Annotated in this window: 10 protein-coding genes and 1 pseudogene; 4 read left to right on the top strand and 7 right to left on the bottom strand. The window is 68.2% G+C overall.

Features of this window, described 5'->3' with window-relative positions; genetic code table 11:
- From KDK95_RS13090 to KDK95_RS13080, 3 genes and pseudogenes are all read right to left on the bottom strand, one after another.
- Positions 1-421 (bottom strand): annotated as a pseudogene (locus KDK95_RS13090) (MMPL family transporter); the annotation flags it as partial.
- Positions 422-773: 352 nt separating this feature from the next.
- Positions 774-1,478: a response regulator gene (locus tag KDK95_RS13085; RefSeq protein WP_212518393.1), complete on the bottom strand. Its 705-nt coding sequence runs from the start codon at positions 1,476-1,478 to the stop codon at positions 774-776.
- Between the two features lie 127 nt (positions 1,479-1,605).
- Entirely contained in the window at positions 1,606-4,083 is a 2,478-nt protein-coding gene (locus KDK95_RS13080) for an amino acid permease (RefSeq protein ID WP_212518392.1), read from the bottom strand.
- A 664-nt stretch (positions 4,084-4,747) separates the two neighbouring features.
- Here KDK95_RS13080 and KDK95_RS36915 point away from each other — a divergent pair.
- Positions 4,748-6,127 carry a GH12 family glycosyl hydrolase domain-containing protein gene (locus KDK95_RS36915; RefSeq protein ID WP_282971363.1) on the top strand — a complete coding sequence of 460 codons (1,380 nt, stop codon included), beginning with the start codon at positions 4,748-4,750 and terminating at the stop codon, positions 6,125-6,127.
- Positions 6,128-6,183: 56 nt separating this feature from the next.
- Here the strand turns inward: KDK95_RS36915 and KDK95_RS13070 are convergent, their stop codons facing one another.
- The gene (locus KDK95_RS13070) at positions 6,184-6,366 is read right to left on the bottom strand and encodes a hypothetical protein (protein WP_212518390.1); all 183 of its coding nucleotides are present in this window, start codon (positions 6,364-6,366) and stop codon (positions 6,184-6,186) included.
- 71 nt (positions 6,367-6,437) lie between these two features.
- Positions 6,438-7,937, bottom strand: a complete 1,500-nt coding sequence (locus tag KDK95_RS13065; protein WP_212518389.1) for an arabinofuranosidase catalytic domain-containing protein — start codon at positions 7,935-7,937, stop codon at positions 6,438-6,440.
- A 356-nt stretch (positions 7,938-8,293) separates the two neighbouring features.
- Here KDK95_RS13065 and KDK95_RS13060 point away from each other — a divergent pair, with 356 nt between their 5' ends.
- Both KDK95_RS13060 and KDK95_RS13055 read left to right on the top strand, forming a co-directional pair.
- Positions 8,294-9,748 (top strand): glycoside hydrolase family 10 protein, encoded by a 1,455-nt coding sequence (locus tag KDK95_RS13060; protein ID WP_212518388.1) that lies wholly within the window; start codon positions 8,294-8,296, stop codon positions 9,746-9,748.
- Positions 9,749-9,972: 224 nt separating this feature from the next.
- The gene (locus KDK95_RS13055; protein ID WP_212518387.1) at positions 9,973-11,820 is read left to right on the top strand and encodes an RICIN domain-containing protein; all 1,848 of its coding nucleotides are present in this window, start codon (positions 9,973-9,975) and stop codon (positions 11,818-11,820) included.
- Between the two features lie 233 nt (positions 11,821-12,053).
- Here the strand turns inward: KDK95_RS13055 and KDK95_RS13050 are convergent, their stop codons facing one another.
- Positions 12,054-13,538 carry an arabinofuranosidase catalytic domain-containing protein gene (locus tag KDK95_RS13050; RefSeq protein WP_212518386.1) on the bottom strand — a complete coding sequence of 495 codons (1,485 nt, stop codon included), beginning with the start codon at positions 13,536-13,538 and terminating at the stop codon, positions 12,054-12,056.
- Between the two features lie 367 nt (positions 13,539-13,905).
- Between KDK95_RS13050 and KDK95_RS13045 the strand changes: the two genes are divergently transcribed.
- Entirely contained in the window at positions 13,906-16,419 is a 2,514-nt protein-coding gene (locus KDK95_RS13045) for a ricin-type beta-trefoil lectin domain protein (RefSeq protein ID WP_212518385.1), read from the top strand.
- Positions 16,420-16,512: 93 nt separating this feature from the next.
- Here the strand turns inward: KDK95_RS13045 and KDK95_RS13040 are convergent, their stop codons facing one another.
- On the bottom strand, positions 16,513-17,463 hold the full coding sequence (locus KDK95_RS13040) for an expansin EXLX1 family cellulose-binding protein (protein WP_307844335.1): 951 nt from the start codon (positions 17,461-17,463) through the stop codon (positions 16,513-16,515).
- Positions 17,464-17,509: the final 46 nt, after the last annotated feature.

Genomic DNA, 17,509 nt, shown 5'->3' with positions numbered 1-17,509 from the left:
CGGTGTGCCCGTCCGCGCTGACCGTGAGCCCGGGGCGCGGCTGGATCACCTCGGCCACGCTCCGGTTCGCCTGAAGCAGGCCCGTCGCCTTCGCGAGCACCGCGCGCGCCGCCGGGTCGGCGACCGATCCGTCGGCGTGCACCACGACCTGGATCGCGGTGGACCCGGTCCCGCCGAAGTGCCGGTCGACCAGGTCGCGCACCTGGACGGACTGCGATCCGGACGCCTGCCATCCCGCTCCGGCGAGCACGCTGGTCACCTGCGGCGCCAGCGCGCCGAGCCCGGCCACCAGCACCAGCCACAGCAGCACCGTGGTCCGGAAGCGGCGGGCCGCGAGCAGCCCGATCCGCCCCAGCACGCCCGGCGGCGGCTCCTGCCCCCGCTCCATCCCGACCTGATCGTGGACGCCCGCGACCGTCATCCCGCTCTCCTCACACAGAAGGAACGATACCCCTGGGGGTATGTCTCGGAGGATCTTAACCCGAGGCCACCGGGGTAGCGCAAATACCCCATGGGGTATCCTGGGGTGCAGCGGACCGGAGGTAACCGCCGGTGCAGATCGAGACCGAGACCGTGCCACGAGCGTCGCGAAGATGGAAAAGCTCTTCCTCCCCCTCGCCTGAGCTACGACCGCGGCCTGCCAGGGCTCGCGACTCCGCGCGACGCAGCGGACGCCGCGCGCCTTCCGTTCGCCGGTGAACACCTCACACGAGAACCGGAAGTGCTTGCCGCGCAGGCGGAATTCACGATCGCCGTCGCGTGAGACGAAAGCGCTACGGCTGGAAGCGGTAGCCCATGCCGGGTTCGGTGATGAGCTGGCGCGGGCGGGAGGGCTCGGGTTCGAGCTTCTGGCGGAGTCTGGAGAGGTGGAAGCGAAGGTGGCTGGCCTGGTTTTCCTGGGCGGGTCCCCAGACCTGCCGGTGTAGCTCGTCGCCCGGCACCAGGCGGCCGGCGTTGCTGACCAGGACCTCGAGGATCGCCCATTCGGTCCTGGTCAGGTGGACCTGCTGAGCCGGCTTTCCGGGCGCGTCGACCTGCTTGTCCACGGTCTTCGCCGTGAAGTCGACGCTGTAGTGGCCGATCGGCACGACCAGCGCGTCCTCGAGCGCGTCGAGGCCGGCGGCGCGGCGTTGCAGAGCTCGCAGCCGGGCCAGGAGCACCTCGGGGATGAACGGCTTGGTCACGTAGTCATCCGCGCCCGCGTCCAAAGCGTTGACCATGTCGTCGGGCTCGGAGCGGCCGGACAGGACCAGCACCGGCGCCCTGGACCAGGCGCGCAGGCCCGCGAGGACCTCGGTACCGTCCATATCAGGCAGCGCGAGGTCGAGGATGACCAGGTCCGGCACGTGGCGCGCGGCCGCATCCAGGCCGGCCGCGCCGTCGACGGCGACCACGACCTCGTACTGGCGGGCCGAGAGCATGATCCGCAGAGTGCGCAGCAGTTCCGGCGCGTCGTCCACTACCAGAACCCGTGTCACCCTTCCCCTTCCGGTCCCCCGCCTCGGTCCTTCAGGGATCGGGTCCGCATGCGGATGTGATCCATGGGATCCACCGCCTCGCACACACGTCGCGGCGGAATCGGAGAGACCGAGTCGGTTCAACAGGTCACTCCTCCTCGTCGCCGTCGTGCTCGCGCGGGAGCAGGCGGTAGGACGGGTTGGTCATCGCGAGGTAGCCCTCGGTCTCGCCGACCATGCCCTCGACCCGGATCTTGGCGCCGGGCTCGATGCCGGGAATGGAGCGGCGGCCGAGGAAGACGAGGGTGATGCCGCCGGTCTCGTCGTAGAGCTCGGCCTCCAGCGCCGGGGAGCCGGAGACGGGGCCGACGTAGACGCTGCGGATCCGGCCCTCGAGCGTCGCCCGGTTGCGCCAGCGCACGTCGCGGACCGGGATCGGCGGCCGGACCTCGGTGTGCGCACCGGTGGCCGGCTGATCCTCGTCGATCACGCATTCGGCGTCCAGGAGCATCTTCTTGGTGCGCCGCGCCGGGTGTCCCGGGCCGCCGACCGGGGCCCTGCCGTCCACGGCGGGCCTGGCCCCGACGGCGGTCGCCTTGTCCAGCGCGTCCTTGCCGTGCATCTCGCCGATCGCCTCGACCACGTCGAAGGGCACGATCATCGCGGCGACGTGCGGCAGCCGCGAGACGACCCCGGCGATCTTGTCGGCGGTGTGGTCGTGCAGGAACCGGCTGGTGATGTGGAAGGCGCGGCGCGGCAGCATGATGGTGACCTCTGTGCCGGTCTCCTCGTGCGTGCGGGCCGCGAGCTCGGCGGCCGCCCGGCGCAGCCGCCGGTCCGGCACTTCGATGACTTCCAGCGGCACGTCGGCGGCGGTCGAGGCGTCCCAGCGCTTGCGCAGCTGCTCGGCGTGCTTCGAGTCGATCATCAGGTGCACAGCGCGCAGCTCGACCGGCCGCAGCGAGCGCGCGTAACGCAGCGCCTTGATGACGGCCAGGTCCACCGAGTCCACCAGCACCAGCACGGTGGAGCGGGTCAGCGTCGGCACGCTGGCCGACGCCGGGGCCTCGGCTAGGGCGGCGGCCTCCCTGCGGTACCTCTCGTTCAGCTTGATGAGGGCGAACACGCCGATCGGGAAGATGACCACGACGATCCAGGCGCCCTCGGTGAACTTGAAGATGGCGAAGACCAGCACCACCAGGGTCGAGGCGATGCAGGCGGCGCCGTTGATGACCAGCTTGAGCGTGCGGCGTTCCTCCGAGCGGCGCAGGTGGTAGCGGAACATGCCGGCCGAGGCCATCACGAAGCCGGTGAACACACCGATCGCGTACAACGCGACCAGCCGGGTCAGGTTGCCGTCCATCACGATGATCAGCGCCAGGGACAGGCCGGTGAGCACGATGATGCCGTTGGAGTACGCCAGCCGGTGTCCGCGCTGGGTGAACTGGCGAGGCAGGAACGAGTCGGAGGCGACGAACGAGGTCAGGAACGGGAAGCCGGAGAACGAGGTGTTGCCGCCGGTGTAGAGGATCAGCGCGGTGGCGATCTGCACCAGGATGAACAGGAAGTTGCCGAACCCGGAGTGCCCCCACACCAGGTGGGTCAGCTGCGCCAGCACCGTCGGACTGCCGTTGTTGTAAGGCATCGTCTGCGCCTGCCAGGCCAGGATCGACACGCCAAGCACCAGCGAGCCGAGCGCCGCGACCGTATACGTCAGGGTGATCCGGGCGTTCTTGGCCACCGGCTTCTTGAACACCGACACGCCGTTGGAGATCGCCTCGAGACCGGTCAGCGAGGAGCCGCCGTTGGCGAAGCCGCGCAGCATCGCGGAGATCGCCGCGAAGCTGACCAGCCACTGCGTGTGCGTGCCGAGGGCGACCACGCCGCCGTAGCTGGTGTCGTGCAGGTTGTTCGCGTGGCTCAGGTTGCCGGTGGCCAACTCCCCCAGGCCGACGAGCAGCGTGGCACCGACCAGCAGAAGGTAGACATAGGCGGGCATGGCGAACACCCGCCCGGCCTCGCGCACACCGCGCAGGTTCATGAACGCCATCAGAACGATGACCCCGACCGAGATCCACAGCGTCGCGCTGGTGATGTCGATGTTGTAGCTGAGCGCGAGAAGCGAGGCGATCGCATCCGTGCCGGAGGAGACCTGCACCGCCACTGTCACCACGTAGTCGATCAACAACGCGACCGCGGCGATTTGCGCGATCTTGGGGCCGAACTGCTCGCGCGCGACCACGTAGGAGCCGCCCGCCTTGGTGTACACGCTCAGCACGTCGCGGTAGCACAGTAGCAGCAGGAACGCGAGACCCAGGATCACGCCGGTGATCGGCATGATCAGCATGAACGCCAGCGTGCCGAAGTAGGGCAGCAACTGGGTGAGCATCTGCTCCGAGCCGTAGGCCGAGGAGGAGATCATGTCGATGCCCATGGTGCCCAGGGCGATCTTCTTGCTCAGCCGCTCCGTGCTCAGGGCCTCGGTCACCAGCGGCTTGCCCAGCACCGCGCGTTTGACCCGATAGCCCAGGCTCTCCGGTATCTCCCAACCCGCGGCCGAGAGCACCGGCGGCTGATCAGGCGACTCAATTGCCTCGTGCGCCGCTCCTGCTGTCGAGGTACTCATCGTTGCCCGTGGCCCTTTGCTCGTGGGAGTGATTCGGGCCGCGAGCCCGCCAAAGCAGCAGCACGCGAAGACCTCGACGAGCGCCTACGAGCCGCATACGGCGCTCACTTGGCCCTCACACCGCTACCAGCCTCGTTCCTATCACCGCGTCAAGGCAGCCATCCACAGTCCGCAGCCCGGACCGCAGTTTGAACTTCGAGAAAAGAAATGAGTAGCGCTCAGCTCCAGTGGGCGCTCCGATGTCGCCTCCCACCCGGCGCGACGGTGCCCGGCAAAGGCGGCACAGGTAGTAGCCATCGCCGCCCCGACTGAAGATGGCGGCGAAGTACACGTACTGAGCGCTCCCCCTCGACAGGCCGCGTGAGAGCCAATCGGCGATGAGTACGCCAGGTACGCAGGTCGTGCCCGCTCAGCTCACTCATCGTGGTACCGAAGGCGGAGACGTTCCCGGCCAGGGCATCGGGTTCAGCGCAACGTCTGTAAGTTTCACGGTTACGGGACGGCGCCGAGCCGCCGCGACCCCGGCGGAAGCGGGCGCTGACCTGCGCCGTCCGCCGGGGCGCCGAACCGCCCCGGCCCCCTCGGCGTGGTCGGCCCTTGAGCCGCGGCGAAGGCGTTGGCACCTTCCCGAGCGATGCGGTCTCTCGAAGGGATGAACTCAACGATGGCTCGAAGACTCCTCCGGCTGCGCGCGCTCGCGACGGCGCTGACGCTCGCCTTCGCGGTGACGCTGCCCGCCGCCGTCGCCGCGCCGGCCGCGCAGGCGGACACCTCCACGTGCTCCGCCACCGGCACGATCGCGGCCGGCGACTACACGATCCAGGCCAACGAGTGGAACTCCACCGCTCAGCAGTGCATCACGTACACCGGCGGGACCGGCTGGAACGTGTCGACGGCGAACTTCAACCTGGGCACCAACGGCGCGCCGGCCACCTACCCATCCATATACAAGGGCTGCCACTGGGGGTCGTGCACCGGGAACAGCGGCCTGCCGATCCAGATGAGCAACCTGGGCAGCACCGTCTCCTCGTGGAGCACCACGCAGCCCGCCTCCGGGGCGTACGACGTCGCCTACGACATCTGGTTCAACTCCACGCCCACCACCACGGGCCAGCCCGACGGCACCGAGGTGATGGTCTGGATCAACAGCCGCGGCGGTGTGCAGCCGTTTGGCTCGCAGACCGGCACCGCGAGCCTCGACGGCATGAACTGGAACGTGTGGACCGGGCAGCAAACCTCGTGGAAGATCATCTCCTACGTGCTGAATCCGGGCACGACGTCCGTCAGCAACCTCGATCTCAAGGCCCTGTTCGAGGACGCGGTGGCGCGCGGATCGATCAACCCCTCGAACTACCTGATCGACGTGGAGGCGGGCTTCGAGATCTGGCAGGGTGGCCAGGGCCTGGGCACCAACAGCTTCTCGGTCACCGCGACGGCCAACGGCGGCGGCGGTGACACGACTCCGCCCTCGACTCCGGCGAACCTCGCGGTCACCGGTGTGACCAGTTCCTCGGCGTCGCTGTCCTGGTCGCCGTCCACGGACAACGTCGGTGTGGCCGGGTACCGGGTGTACCGCAACGGCGTCCAGGTCGGCACGAGCACCGGCACCACCTTCACCGACACCGGCCTGTCGGCGTCGACGCAGTACACGTATACCGTGGCCGCCTACGACGCGGCGGGCAACGTCTCCGCCCAATCCGCCGGCGTGACCGCGACGACGTCCGCCGGCAGCGGCGGCGGCGGCGGATGCGTCGCCGGCTACGCGGTGACCAGCCAGTGGGGCAACGGGTTCACCGCGACGGTGACCGTGACGAACAACGGCTCCGCGAGCAGCAACGGCTGGAAGGTGACCTGGAACTGGGGTGGCAACCAGCAGATCACCAACCTCTGGAACGGTGTGGAGAGCCACAGCGGGCAGAGTGAGACCGTCACGAACGCGAGTTTCAACGGCTCCGTCGCGCCCGGCGGTAACACCTCGTTCGGCTTCCAGGCGAACTACTCCGGCACCAATGCGGCTCCGACGCTCAGTTGCACCCTGAACTGAGCGCCGCGGCGTGCGTCCACCCGCTCGGGAACCGTCTCCGAGCGGGCGGACGCACGTCAGCCGAAGGCGGTCCAGTGGATGTGGACCTGGAAGTTCTGCCCCGGGTTCTCCGTGGTGATCTCCCAGGTGGTGACGTAGCCGACGCACCAGCCGAGCGGTCCGACATTGTGCACGTCGGGACCGGAGGACACGTACGACAGCGAGTTGATGCTTCGGTCGACATCGCTTCCCTTTTGCACGGCAATACGTGGGTAGTTGCCTGCTGCCGCCCCGACACCGTCGGGGCGGCAGGAGTAGTGCACTCAGGTCGTCATGCGAGTGTCCATTGCTGGTTGCTGCCGCCGTTGCAGGTCCAGAGTTCGGCGAGGGCTCCGTCTGCGGTGGACGCCCCGGTCACGTCGAGGCAGAGTCCTGATTGGACTCCGGTGACGGTGCCGTTGGAGTTGATGTTCCATTGCTGGTTGGTCTGTCCGTTGCAGGGCCAGATGATGACCTTGGTTCCGGGGCTGGTGCCCTGGCCGTTGGCGTCGAGGCAGTCGGTGGTGCCACCCACGGTCAAGCTCAGCTCGTTGGACGAGTTGTGGGTCCAGGTCTGGTTCGCCTGGCCGCTGCAGTCCCAGATCTGCTGCTGGGTGCCCGCGGTGGTCGTCGAGTTCGGATCGTCCAGGCACTTGCCCGCACCCACCGCGTGCAACGGACCGGTGGTGCCGCCAGTGGAGCCGCCGGAGCCGTAGCCGGCGGCGACGATGTTGGCCTGGACGGCGGCCTCCGTGGAGGCGGAGGCGTAGCCGGTGGTCATGACGCCTTCGTAGAAGGTGCCGTCGACCCCGTCGCTGTTGTCGCCGCCGATGCCGAGGATGATCGCGCCCTGCTTGTGCATCGGGTTGTAGCCGGAGACGTTGGGCCGCGGCCCGCTGTAGAACGTGGACACGCCGCCGGACTGGGCGTTGCCGCCGAGGATGGCCCACTGGTTGGCGCCGCCCTCGATCATCGCGGTGGTGTAGCGGTAGTCGATGGTCGGGTCGTTGGCGTTGTAGCCCGCGTTCACGCCGGAGTACAGGCCGTTCTCCATGTCGGCCATGATCCAGGGGCCGTTGCCGGTGCCGTATCCCCAGACCTTGATGTTGCCGAAGTAGATGGCCTCCATGGTGCCGTTGCCGTCGTCGTTGTTGTTCGTCTCGGCGTTGCCGTAGTCGAAGCAGCAGCCGCCGTTGTAGTGAGTGCCGTCGAAGATGGCGTACTCGCTCTCCGGGTTGTCGCCGGTCGCGATGCCGTTGGTGGTGTCGTCGCGGTAGCCGGTGCCGGGCACGACGTAGACCCCGTATGCCTCGTGCCCGTTGAGCGTGGTGGGGGCGGCGGTGGCGATCGCGAGGTTGTCCGGTCCCGGCTGCGCCCCGCCGGCCGGGGCGTCGGTCAGGTTGTTGCCGCGTCCGGACTGGTCGTAGATGATCGTGATGACGCAGGTGGTGCCGGCGCAGAAGCTGTCCTGCGCGGCGGCGTTCGCGTAGCCGCCGGCCGAGGTGACGCCGATGTTCAAGGTGGCGTTGTCCGAGGAGCGCCGCACCTGGTACAGGTTGCCGTTGTAGGACCCGTACAGGGCCCGGGTGGTGGAGTGCGCGGCCACGCACGGGGTGCCGCCCGCGGCGTAGATGTCGCACGGGCCCTGCGTCGCGGCGTGCGCCGGGGCGGCGGTGGCCGCGTAGCCGGTCAGCGCTGCGGCGGCGAGCGCGACCGCGGCGAGCACGCGACCGGGGTTGGAGGTGAGGTTCTTTCTCACCGGGTGCCTCCTGTGATTGAAACCGATGGACATCAAGGATCGACACAACACTGTTAGCGCTAACATTTCGAGCCCCGGATGCGGCGGGTGGATCTGGATGGGGGCCCGAGGTGATGCGGGGGGAGACGTTGCACCCGGCGCGCCCGGATGTCAAACCTTTCCTTGAGTTCCGGGCGTCAGGCCACGGACGTGCGTGCGTATCGCGCATGGGGTCGTGAAAGTTTCAGCGGCACTTGACGTCCCGGCCTCGCGCGGGTTTTCTGCATCGCACAGCCCGGGTCCTCGCCGGCCGTGTGCCGGCCCGCCTTCGCCCGCGGCTGCCCGCGCCGGGCGGCGACGGCGCGTCTTGCCCACCCTTCCGTGCAGCATGGCCTGCGAAGGATTTCACGATGCATTCTCCGAGAACATCGATACTGGCGCTCGCCGCCACGGGCGCCCTGATCGCCGCGGTCGCCACCGGGGCGGCGCCCGCCGCCGCGGCGAGCGCCACCACGCTCAAGGCGGCCGCGACGGCGGACGGGCGGTACTTCGGCACCGCCCTGACCGACGGCAACCTCGGCGACTCGACGCTGCTGGGCGTCGCGGACGCCCAATTCGACATGGTGACCCCGGGCAACGAGATGAAGTGGGACACCACCGAGCCGTCGAACGGCTCGTACAACTTCGGGCCCGGCGACCAGATCGTCTCCTATGCGTCCGGGCACGGCATGCGGGTGCGCGGCCACAACCTGGTCTGGCAGAACCAGCTGCCCTCCTGGGTCTCGAGCCTGCCGTCCAACCAGGTCCAGGGCGCGATGGAGGCGCACATCACGGCCGAGGTCACCCACTACAAGGGCGAGGTCTATTCCTGGGACGTGGTGAACGAGCCGTTCAACGGGGACGGCTCGTTCGTCGCGGACGCGTTCTACAACGCGATGGGCTCCGGCTACATCGCCGACGCGCTGCGCACCGCGCACGCCGCCGACCCGAACGCGAAGCTGTACCTGAACGACTACAACATCGAGGGCGAGAACGCCAAGAGCGACGCGATGTACAACCTCGCCCAATCGCTGCTCGCCCAGGGCGTGCCGCTCGGCGGCATCGGATTCGAGAGCCACTTCATCGTCGGCCAGGTGCCCTCGGACATGCAGGCCAACATGCAGCGCTTCGCCAACCTGGGCTTGGACGTGGCGGTGACCGAGCTCGACGACCGGATCCAGCTGCCCGCGTCCAGCGCCGCGCTCCAGCAGCAGGCCACTGACTACGGCAACGTCGTCAAGGACTGCCTGGCCGTCTCCCGCTGTGTGGGTGTCTCGCAGTGGGGGGTGGGCGACCCCGATTCGTGGATTCCCGGCACCTTCCCGGGGTGGGGCGCGGCCACGATGTTCGACCAGAACTACCAGCCCAAGCCCTCGTTCTACGCGGCGCTCGCCGCACTCGGCGGTTCCAGCAGCGGTGGCGGTGGCGGTACGACGGGAGCGTTGCACGCGGTGGGTGCGGGCAAGTGCCTGGACGATCCGAACTCGACGACCACCGCGGGCACCCAGATGCAGATCTGGGACTGCAGCGGCCAGCCGAACCAGACCTGGACCCACAACTCGTCCAACGAGCTGACCCTCACCGTGGGCGGCACCACCGACTGCCTCGACGCCAACGCCCAGGGCACCAGCCCCGGAACCAAGGTCATCATCTGGCCCTGCAACGGCCAGGCCAACCAGCAATGGAACATCAACTCCAACGGCACCGTCACCGGAGTCCAATCAGGACTCTGCCTCGACGTGACCGGGGCCTCCACCGCCGACGGAGCCCTCGCCGAACTCTGGACCTGCAACGGCGGCAGCAACCAGCAGTGGACGCTCAACTGAAGATTTCACGCGGGGACTAGGTCGATTGAGGCAATCGATTCGATCCCTTCCATCCGACGAGCGACTGCCGCAGAGTGCTGTTGACGTCCGTCTGTACCGCCTCTAGCATCCCGGTCGAACCGACTGCCCGAATCGATTCGCGCAATCGGTTCGACTGGGTGCGGCCGGCCGCCGCCCCTTCGCGTCGCCCCAACGCAGTGGCCGCAACCGCAGGAGGAATCCGCATGCGTACGCGAACCCGATCCATCCGCCTGGTGCTCGCCGCCCTCGCCGCGGCTCTCGCGCTGGCCCTGACGGGCCTGGTGCCGACCGCCGGCCATGCCGCCGCCGCTGCCGCCACGGCGGGAGAGTCGCTCAGCGTGGACCTGTCCGCCGCCCGCGGCGCGTCGACCGGCGTCGGCGAGGGATTCCTCTACGGCATCAGCTCGGACGGCACGCAGCCCAGCGACCAGTACCTGCAGCCGCTGAACATCACCGCGTTCCGCGGCGGAGGCTGGTTCTCCGGGGGCTGGGTCAAGGACAACTACAGCTTCGGGTCGGCGACTCAGGCCGATATCAACTCCATCGTCGCCGAGGCCAAGCGGCTGACCCAAGCCCCGTACCACGCGCAGTACGAGATGCTGCTGAGCGACCTGTACGGCCTCAACGGAGGTCAGCCCTCGGATACGGTCTACCCCTGCGACAACGGTGATTGCTCGAACTGGGTCACGTTCATCGACGACACCGTGGGCGCGTTGCAGGCCACCGGCCTGAAGTTCGCCTACGACATCTACAACGAGCCCGACATCTCGATCTTCTGGCCGCGCGGCGTGGACACGACTCAGTACTTCCAGATGTGGGATACCGCCTACAGGGAGATCCGCCGCATCGCCCCGAACGCGCAGATCGTCGGCCCGGACTTCGCCTACACGCCGCAGCGGAACCAGGGCGAGTGGCAGACGTGGCTGGCGCACGTCAAGAGCGCGGGCACGGTGCCGGACATGATCACCAACCACGACGAGGGCGACGTCGACGATCCGGTCACCGTCTCCCAGGCGATCGACTCCGACGTGTCCGCGGCGGGCATCGGACAGGTGCCGCTGTCAGCCAACGAATACCAGCCGGCGGATCGGCAGACGGCGGGGGTCACGGCGTGGTACCTGGCCCGCTTCGCGCAGTCCGGTTATACCAACGCGATGCGCGGCAACTGGGTCTGCTGCGTCACCCCGAACCTCACCGGCGTGCTCACGCAGGTGAACGGCACGTGGGAGCCGACCGGCAACTGGTGGGCGATGCGAGACTACGCGGACATGACCGGCACGCTCGTCACCACCTCGGGCCAGGTCGGAAGCACGGCGATCTCGGCGTCGGAGGACAGCGCCGCCAAGCGCGCTGTGGCCATCGTCGGGGACTCCAACGGCTACACCGGCACCGCGTCGGTCACCTTCAGCGGGCTTTCCGCCGTACCGTGGCTGGCCGGCGGCGGCGCGGTGAACGTCACCGTCGAGCGGATTCCCGATCAGGCACCCCTGACCGCGCCGCTCACCGTCTCCAGCCAGAACGTGAGCACGTCCGGCGGCTCGATCACCGTGCCGTTCACGTTCCAGGCCTCGCACGACGCGTTCGCGATCTACCTGACGCCCGCGGGTGCGACGACCGGATACCCGTCCGGTTACCACCAGCTTGTCGTCGGCAACGACAGCCTGTGCGCGGATGTCTACGGCGCTTCGAGCAGCGCGGGCGCGGCGATCGACCAGTGGACGTGCAACGGCCAGACCAACCAGCAGTTCCAGTTCGTCCCCGCCTCGGGCGGCTACGGCGAACTGCAGGCTGAGAACTCCGGCGAGTTTGTCACTGTCGCGGGCGGCTCCACGGCCCAGGGCACGCCGGACATCGTCCAGGACTCGGCGAGCGGAGCGGCGGACGCCCTGTGGCAGCCGATCCAGCAGTCCGACGGCAGCTACGAGTTCCGCAACCAGAACAGCGGGCTGTGCCTCGACGTGTACGGCGCCGGTTCCAACCTCGGCCAGCAGCTCGATCAGTGGCCGTGCAAGAACGCACCGGGAACGAACCAGGATTTCAGTCCCCGGTGACGTCGCAGGTGACGTAGCGGGTACAGCGCGGCGACGGCCCGGTGCACAGCCGGAGCCGCCGCCGCGTCGCGTGCGCCATACTTCTCGTGAAGCTCGCCGGACGAGCAGGTGGCAGGCGCGCACAACGACGACTACCGGCGCGAGATCCAGCGTCGGGTCTTCGGCTGAATACGACGCTGCCGGAGCGGTGGGTGCTGCCGCCCCGGCAGGGTGACTTCAGACGACGTCGGTTCCTACCCGAGGCTCCATTGCTGGTTGCTGCCGCCGTTGCAGGTCCAGAGTTCGGCGAGGGCTCCGTCTGCGGTGGACGCCCCGGTCACGTCGAGGCAGAGTCCTGATTGGACTCCGGTGACGGTGCCGTTGGAGTTGATGTTCCATTGCTGGTTGGCCTGGCCGTTGCAGGGCCAGATGATGACCTTGGTTCCGGGGCTGGTGCCCTGGCCGTTGGCGTCGAGGCAGTCGGTGGTGCCACCGACGGTGAGGGTCAGCTCGTTGGACGAGTTGTGGGTCCAAGTCTGGTTCGCCTGGCCGCTGCAGTCCCAGATCTGCTGCTGGGTGCCCGCGGTGGTCGTCGAGTTCGGATCGTCCAGGCACTTGCCCGCACCCACCGCGTGCAACGGACCGGTGGTGCCGCCAGTGGAGCCGCCGAACGCGTAGCCCGCCGCGGCCACGCTGGCCTGGACGGCCGCCTCGGTGGCATCGGACGGGTACCCGGCGGTGACGGCCCCCTCGAAGAACTCGCCGACTCCGCTGTTGCTGTTGTCGCCGCCGGTGCCGAGCAGGATCGAGGAGTCGGTCTTCATCGGCGAATAGCCGCTGGGCAGCGGGCCCGAGAAGCCGGTGGTCAGTCCGCCGCTGTCCGCGTTCGCGTATTCGAGGGTGAAGTTACTCGTCCCGTTGTTCTTCTCCACCGCGGTCACGAACGGGAAGTTCATGCCCTGATAGCTCGGCTGGTTCGGGCCGGTGTTCGAGCTGTACATGCCGTTCTCCAGGTCGGCCTCGACCCACGGGCCGCTGCCGGAGCAGCCGCCGAACCAGCACGCGGTGCCCCACTCGATCGCGTTCATGGTCGCGTTTCCGGTGTCGGTATGCGTGTTCTCACCGCTGCCGTAGTCGAAGCAGCAGTACTGGTCCACGAAAGTCGACGAGGTGACCATGTACACGCCCTCGGGCGCGGAGCCGGTCGGCACGTTCTTGGCGTTGTCGACGCGGTATCCCACGCCCTGAGTGACCTTGACGCCATAGGCCGGTTGGCCCCCGACGGTCAGCGGCAGCGCCATGGCGTTCGCGCCGATGTCCGCGCCGTTCGGTCCCGGTCCCTTCCAGTAGCCGCCCCAGGAGATCGGCAGATCGTTGTGATTGGCGGTCTGGTCGTAGATCTTGGTGATGGTGCACGTGGTGCCCGCGCAGAACGAGACCTGCGGCGCCGTCGCGGCCACACCGCCCGCCGCCGTCAATCCGACGTTCAGGTAGCTGCCGTCCGAGGCGCGCTGGATCTGGTAGAGCGGACCGTCGTAGGCAGCGAACAGAGCCCGGGTGGTGCTGTGCGCGGTCTCGCACGGCGTGCCGCCCGCGGCGTAGATGTCGCACGGGAGCGACGTCGCCGCACTGGCGGTCGTCGCGATCCCGGCCGTGATCGACATGGCGATCAGCGCCGCGGTCAGGGAGGCGACGAGCAGTCTGACTCGCCGTCGGAGCGGAGTGGATATCAGTGGCATGAAGCCCTCCGTATTCGCAGATGCTTCGTAGTCGAATGGGAGAAGGTTCAGACTCATCATTGGCCGCCCACGCCGCGCTCGATGCGTCGAACCGATTCAGCACACGAGGATCGAGCGGGATCGTACGACCGCACTCACAGTCGGTCAATCGCCGAGCGGCGGTGGCGAATCGATTCCGTGGCGCGGCCTGAAAAAAATTTCAGAATCAGTCACACTCATCCGACCAGCTCGGCTCGGCCCGGAATCGGGCGGCCTCCGCCGCGACCCTTGACAGGGGCGCCTTCCGGCAGTTTCCTGCGACTCGACCCACACTCACAAAGGTCGTACACATTCGGCACGTCATTCCTTGGGAAGAAGGACTCTGACGATGACGTCGCACCCACCCACCCGGGCCCGCCACGGCCTGCCGGCGAGAGCAGCGCTCGTCGCGGCGCTGGCTCTGGCCGGCGCAGTGGCCGCGCCCGCCATCTCGTACGCGGCCACGACGACCAGACTCTTCAGCCGCCTGCGCGCCTCCACGGCCGCACTCGTCGGCGTGGTCCTGGTAGCGACCGGAATCGTCGCCACCGCCTCCACGCCGGCCCAGGCCGCGACCTCGATCACGATCAACGGCGCATCCGGCGGACGGACCTTCGACGGCGTCGGCGCGATCAGCGGTGGCGGCGGCAACAGCAGGCTCCTGATCGACTACCCGGAGCCCGAGCGCAGCCAGGTCCTGGACTACCTGTTCAAGCCGGACTACGGCGCCTCCGCCCAGATCCTCAAAATCGAGATCGGCGGCGACACCAACTCCACCTCGGGGGCCGAGCCCAGCATCGAACACGTGCGCGGCACGGTGAACTGCGATGTCGGCTACGAGTTCTGGCTTGCCGAGCAGGCCAAGGCCCGCAACCCGAACATCAAGCTCTACGGCCTGGCGTGGGGAGCGCCCGGCTGGATCGGTGGCGGGAACTTCTGGTCCACCGACATGATCAACTATCTCGTCTCCTGGCTCGGCTGCGCCAAGTCGCACGGCTTGACCATCGACTACCTCGGCGGCTGGAACGAGCGCGGCTACAACATCTCCTGGTACGAGCAGCTCCGCAGCACCCTGAACGCCGACGGCTACTCCGGGGTGACGATCGTCGGCGCGGACTCGGACTGGTCGATCGCGAACGACGTCGACGGCAACTCGGCGTTCGCGGCCTCGGTGGGCATTCTCGGCGCGCACTACCCGTGCGGCTACCGATCCTCGCAGTCCACGTGCACCGTGCCATCGGCCGCTACCTCGTCTGGAAAGCCTTTGTGGGCAAGCGAGAACGGCTCGGACGACTACAACGGCGGCGCGCAGGCGATGGCCCGCGGCATCAACCGCGGTTACATCGACGGCGGTATGACGGCCTACATAAACTGGCCGATCGTCGCAGCGATCACGCCCAACCTGCCGTACCCCACGATGGGCCTGGCGCTCGCACCGCAGCCGTGGTCCGGCTACTACTCGATCGGCAAGAACGCCTGGGTGATGGCCCAGACCACCCAGTTCACGTCGCCCGGCTGGCAGTACCTCGACTCCGCCAGCGGGTACATCGGCGGCGACCGGAGCAACGGAAGCTACGTGTCGCTCAAGTCCCCGAACAACAGCGACTACTCCACCATCATCGAGACGATGGACGCGACCAGCGCCCAGACGCTCAACTTCAACCTCAGCGGCGGACTGTCCACGGGGCAGGTGCACGTCTGGGCAACCAACGTGAACTCCAACAATCCGGCCGACTACTTCGTGCACACCGCCGATATCACACCCTCCGGCGGCAGCTTCAGCCTGACCGTGCAGCCCGGCTACGTCTACTCGCTGACGACCACGACCGGGCAGGGGAAGGGAACCGCGGCCGGCCCCGGCCAGGGCACGCTGAGCCTGCCGTACAGCGACTCGTTCGATGGCGACACCGTCGGCAGCGAAGCCAAGTACCTGATGGACTGGCAGGGTTCGTTCGAGATCGTCAACTGCGGCGGCGGACGCAGCGGCCAGTGCGTGCGGCAGATGAGCGCGCAGGCACCGATCACCTGGGACACGCTCTCCGATCCGCATACCCTGCTCGGCGACCTGAGCTGGAGCAATTACACCGTCAGCTCGGACGTCATGCTCGAAGAACCTGGATACGCCGAGCTGATCGGCCGCGCCGACTCGCAGTCGTACAGCGGTTCGGCCGGGCTGGACGCCTATCATCTGCGGGTCAGCGACACCGGCGCGTGGTCGATCCTGAATTCGAACACGAACGGGAACGTCACGACCCTCGCCAGCGGAACGACCGCCGCGCTGGGTACCGGCCGCTGGCACAGCCTCGCCCTCACCTTCTCGGGCAGCACCATCACGGCGTCCGTGGACGGTACGACCGTCGGCTCCGCGAACGACTACACGTGGGGCGCGGGCCAGATCGGCTACGCCACCAGCCAGGGTGAGACCGCGCAGTTCGACAACCTGTCGATCACGCCCAGCACCGGCGGAACCGGCGGCGGCACGAGCACGATCGTAGGCTCCGCGTCAGGACGCTGTGTCGACGTGCCCGGCGCCAGCCAGACCGCGGGCACGCAGGTGGAGCTGTGGGACTGCAACGGCGGCGCGAACCAGCAGTGGACCTACACCTCCGCCGACGAGCTCCGCGTGTACGGCGGCGACTGCCTGGACGCCAACGGCCAGGGCACCAGCCCGGGGACGAAGGTCGTCATCTGGACCTGCAACGGCGGAAGCAACCAGAAGTGGACATTCAACTCCGACGGCACCATCACCGGCACGCAATCGGGTCTGTGCCTGGACGCGACCGGAGCCGGAACGGCCAATGGCACCCTGCTCGAGCTGTGGACCTGCAACGGCGGCGGCAACCAGAAGTGGACACGCGGCTGACCGGCTGACCCCGGCTCATCCGCGCGCCGCACAGACGCGGTCCGGGCTCCCCCGCCGCGGGAGCCCGGACCGTCACCGTTTGCCGCCCCGCCGCTAGTGCTGTGCGAACTGCAGTTGCGTCGGCTGCACCACGTTCGGTTCGATCGAGATGCCGGACGCCGTCAATTGCTGGCCGTAGATGTCGGTGATTCTGATCTCGCCGCCGCAGCCCGCGCCATGCGCGGATTGGAAGTAGTCGTAGCTGGTGCGGGGCAGCCGGATCCATCCGCTGCTCGTGTGCACTTCGAGTTCTGCGACGGGGTTGCGCTGGCCGATGGTCTGGATGTCGCACCACCACTGGCTCGATCCGGTCTGGTACCGGAACGAGATGCTGCCGGCGTCGCTCGGGCTGAGCAGTTGCCAGGTGACGGAGATGCGTCCGGCCGACCGGTTAGCGATCTTCGCGAAGGCCTGCTGGCTCAGGTCGAGTTGGCCGGGTGCGCAGGGCAGCGGGCACTCGTTGGTGATCAGGACGGTGATCTCGGCGCCGTCGGAGGCGCGTACGAGGATGTGGTCGCCGCAGGCCTTGGAGTTCTCGTAGTCGGTGTAGTTCATCGCCGCGATCATCATCGTGGCGGCCGGGCCGTACAGGCATGCGCCATTGCCGTCTCCGGCGGCGTACTCGGTCGCGACGCCGTTGTAGGTGACGCCGGGCTGAATCCGTCCGGCCGACGAGGTCGAGCCGGAGCCGGAGGTCGAGCCTTGCGACGAGGTCTTCGAGACCGACGCGCTCGGCTTCGTACTGGTGGTGGTCGCGAGCGGTGCGCTCGAAGCTGTCGCCGTCGTGGGCGCGCCGGCTGACGCGTCGCCGGGAAGAACCGCATTCGCACTCGTGCCGCCGCTCGTGCTTGCCGCAGCGTATCCGGTCACCACATGCCGCTGCGGGGTCGAGCCCAGCGCCATGCTCGCGATCACACCCACGGCGACCGTCGCGACGGCCACGGAGCCGATCAGCCATTTTCCGCGGCGTCCGCGGTCCCCCGGGCCCCGATGGGTCGCACTCACGCCTCGTCCTCTCGCCGCAGTTCGTTCGTCCATCCCTCTAGTGGCC

The sequence above is a fragment of the Actinospica acidithermotolerans genome, from assembly GCF_018139625.1.
Classification (GTDB): Bacteria; Actinomycetota; Actinomycetes; order Streptomycetales; family Catenulisporaceae; genus Actinospica; species Actinospica acidithermotolerans.
This window is presented reverse-complemented; position numbering and strand designations above follow the sequence as displayed.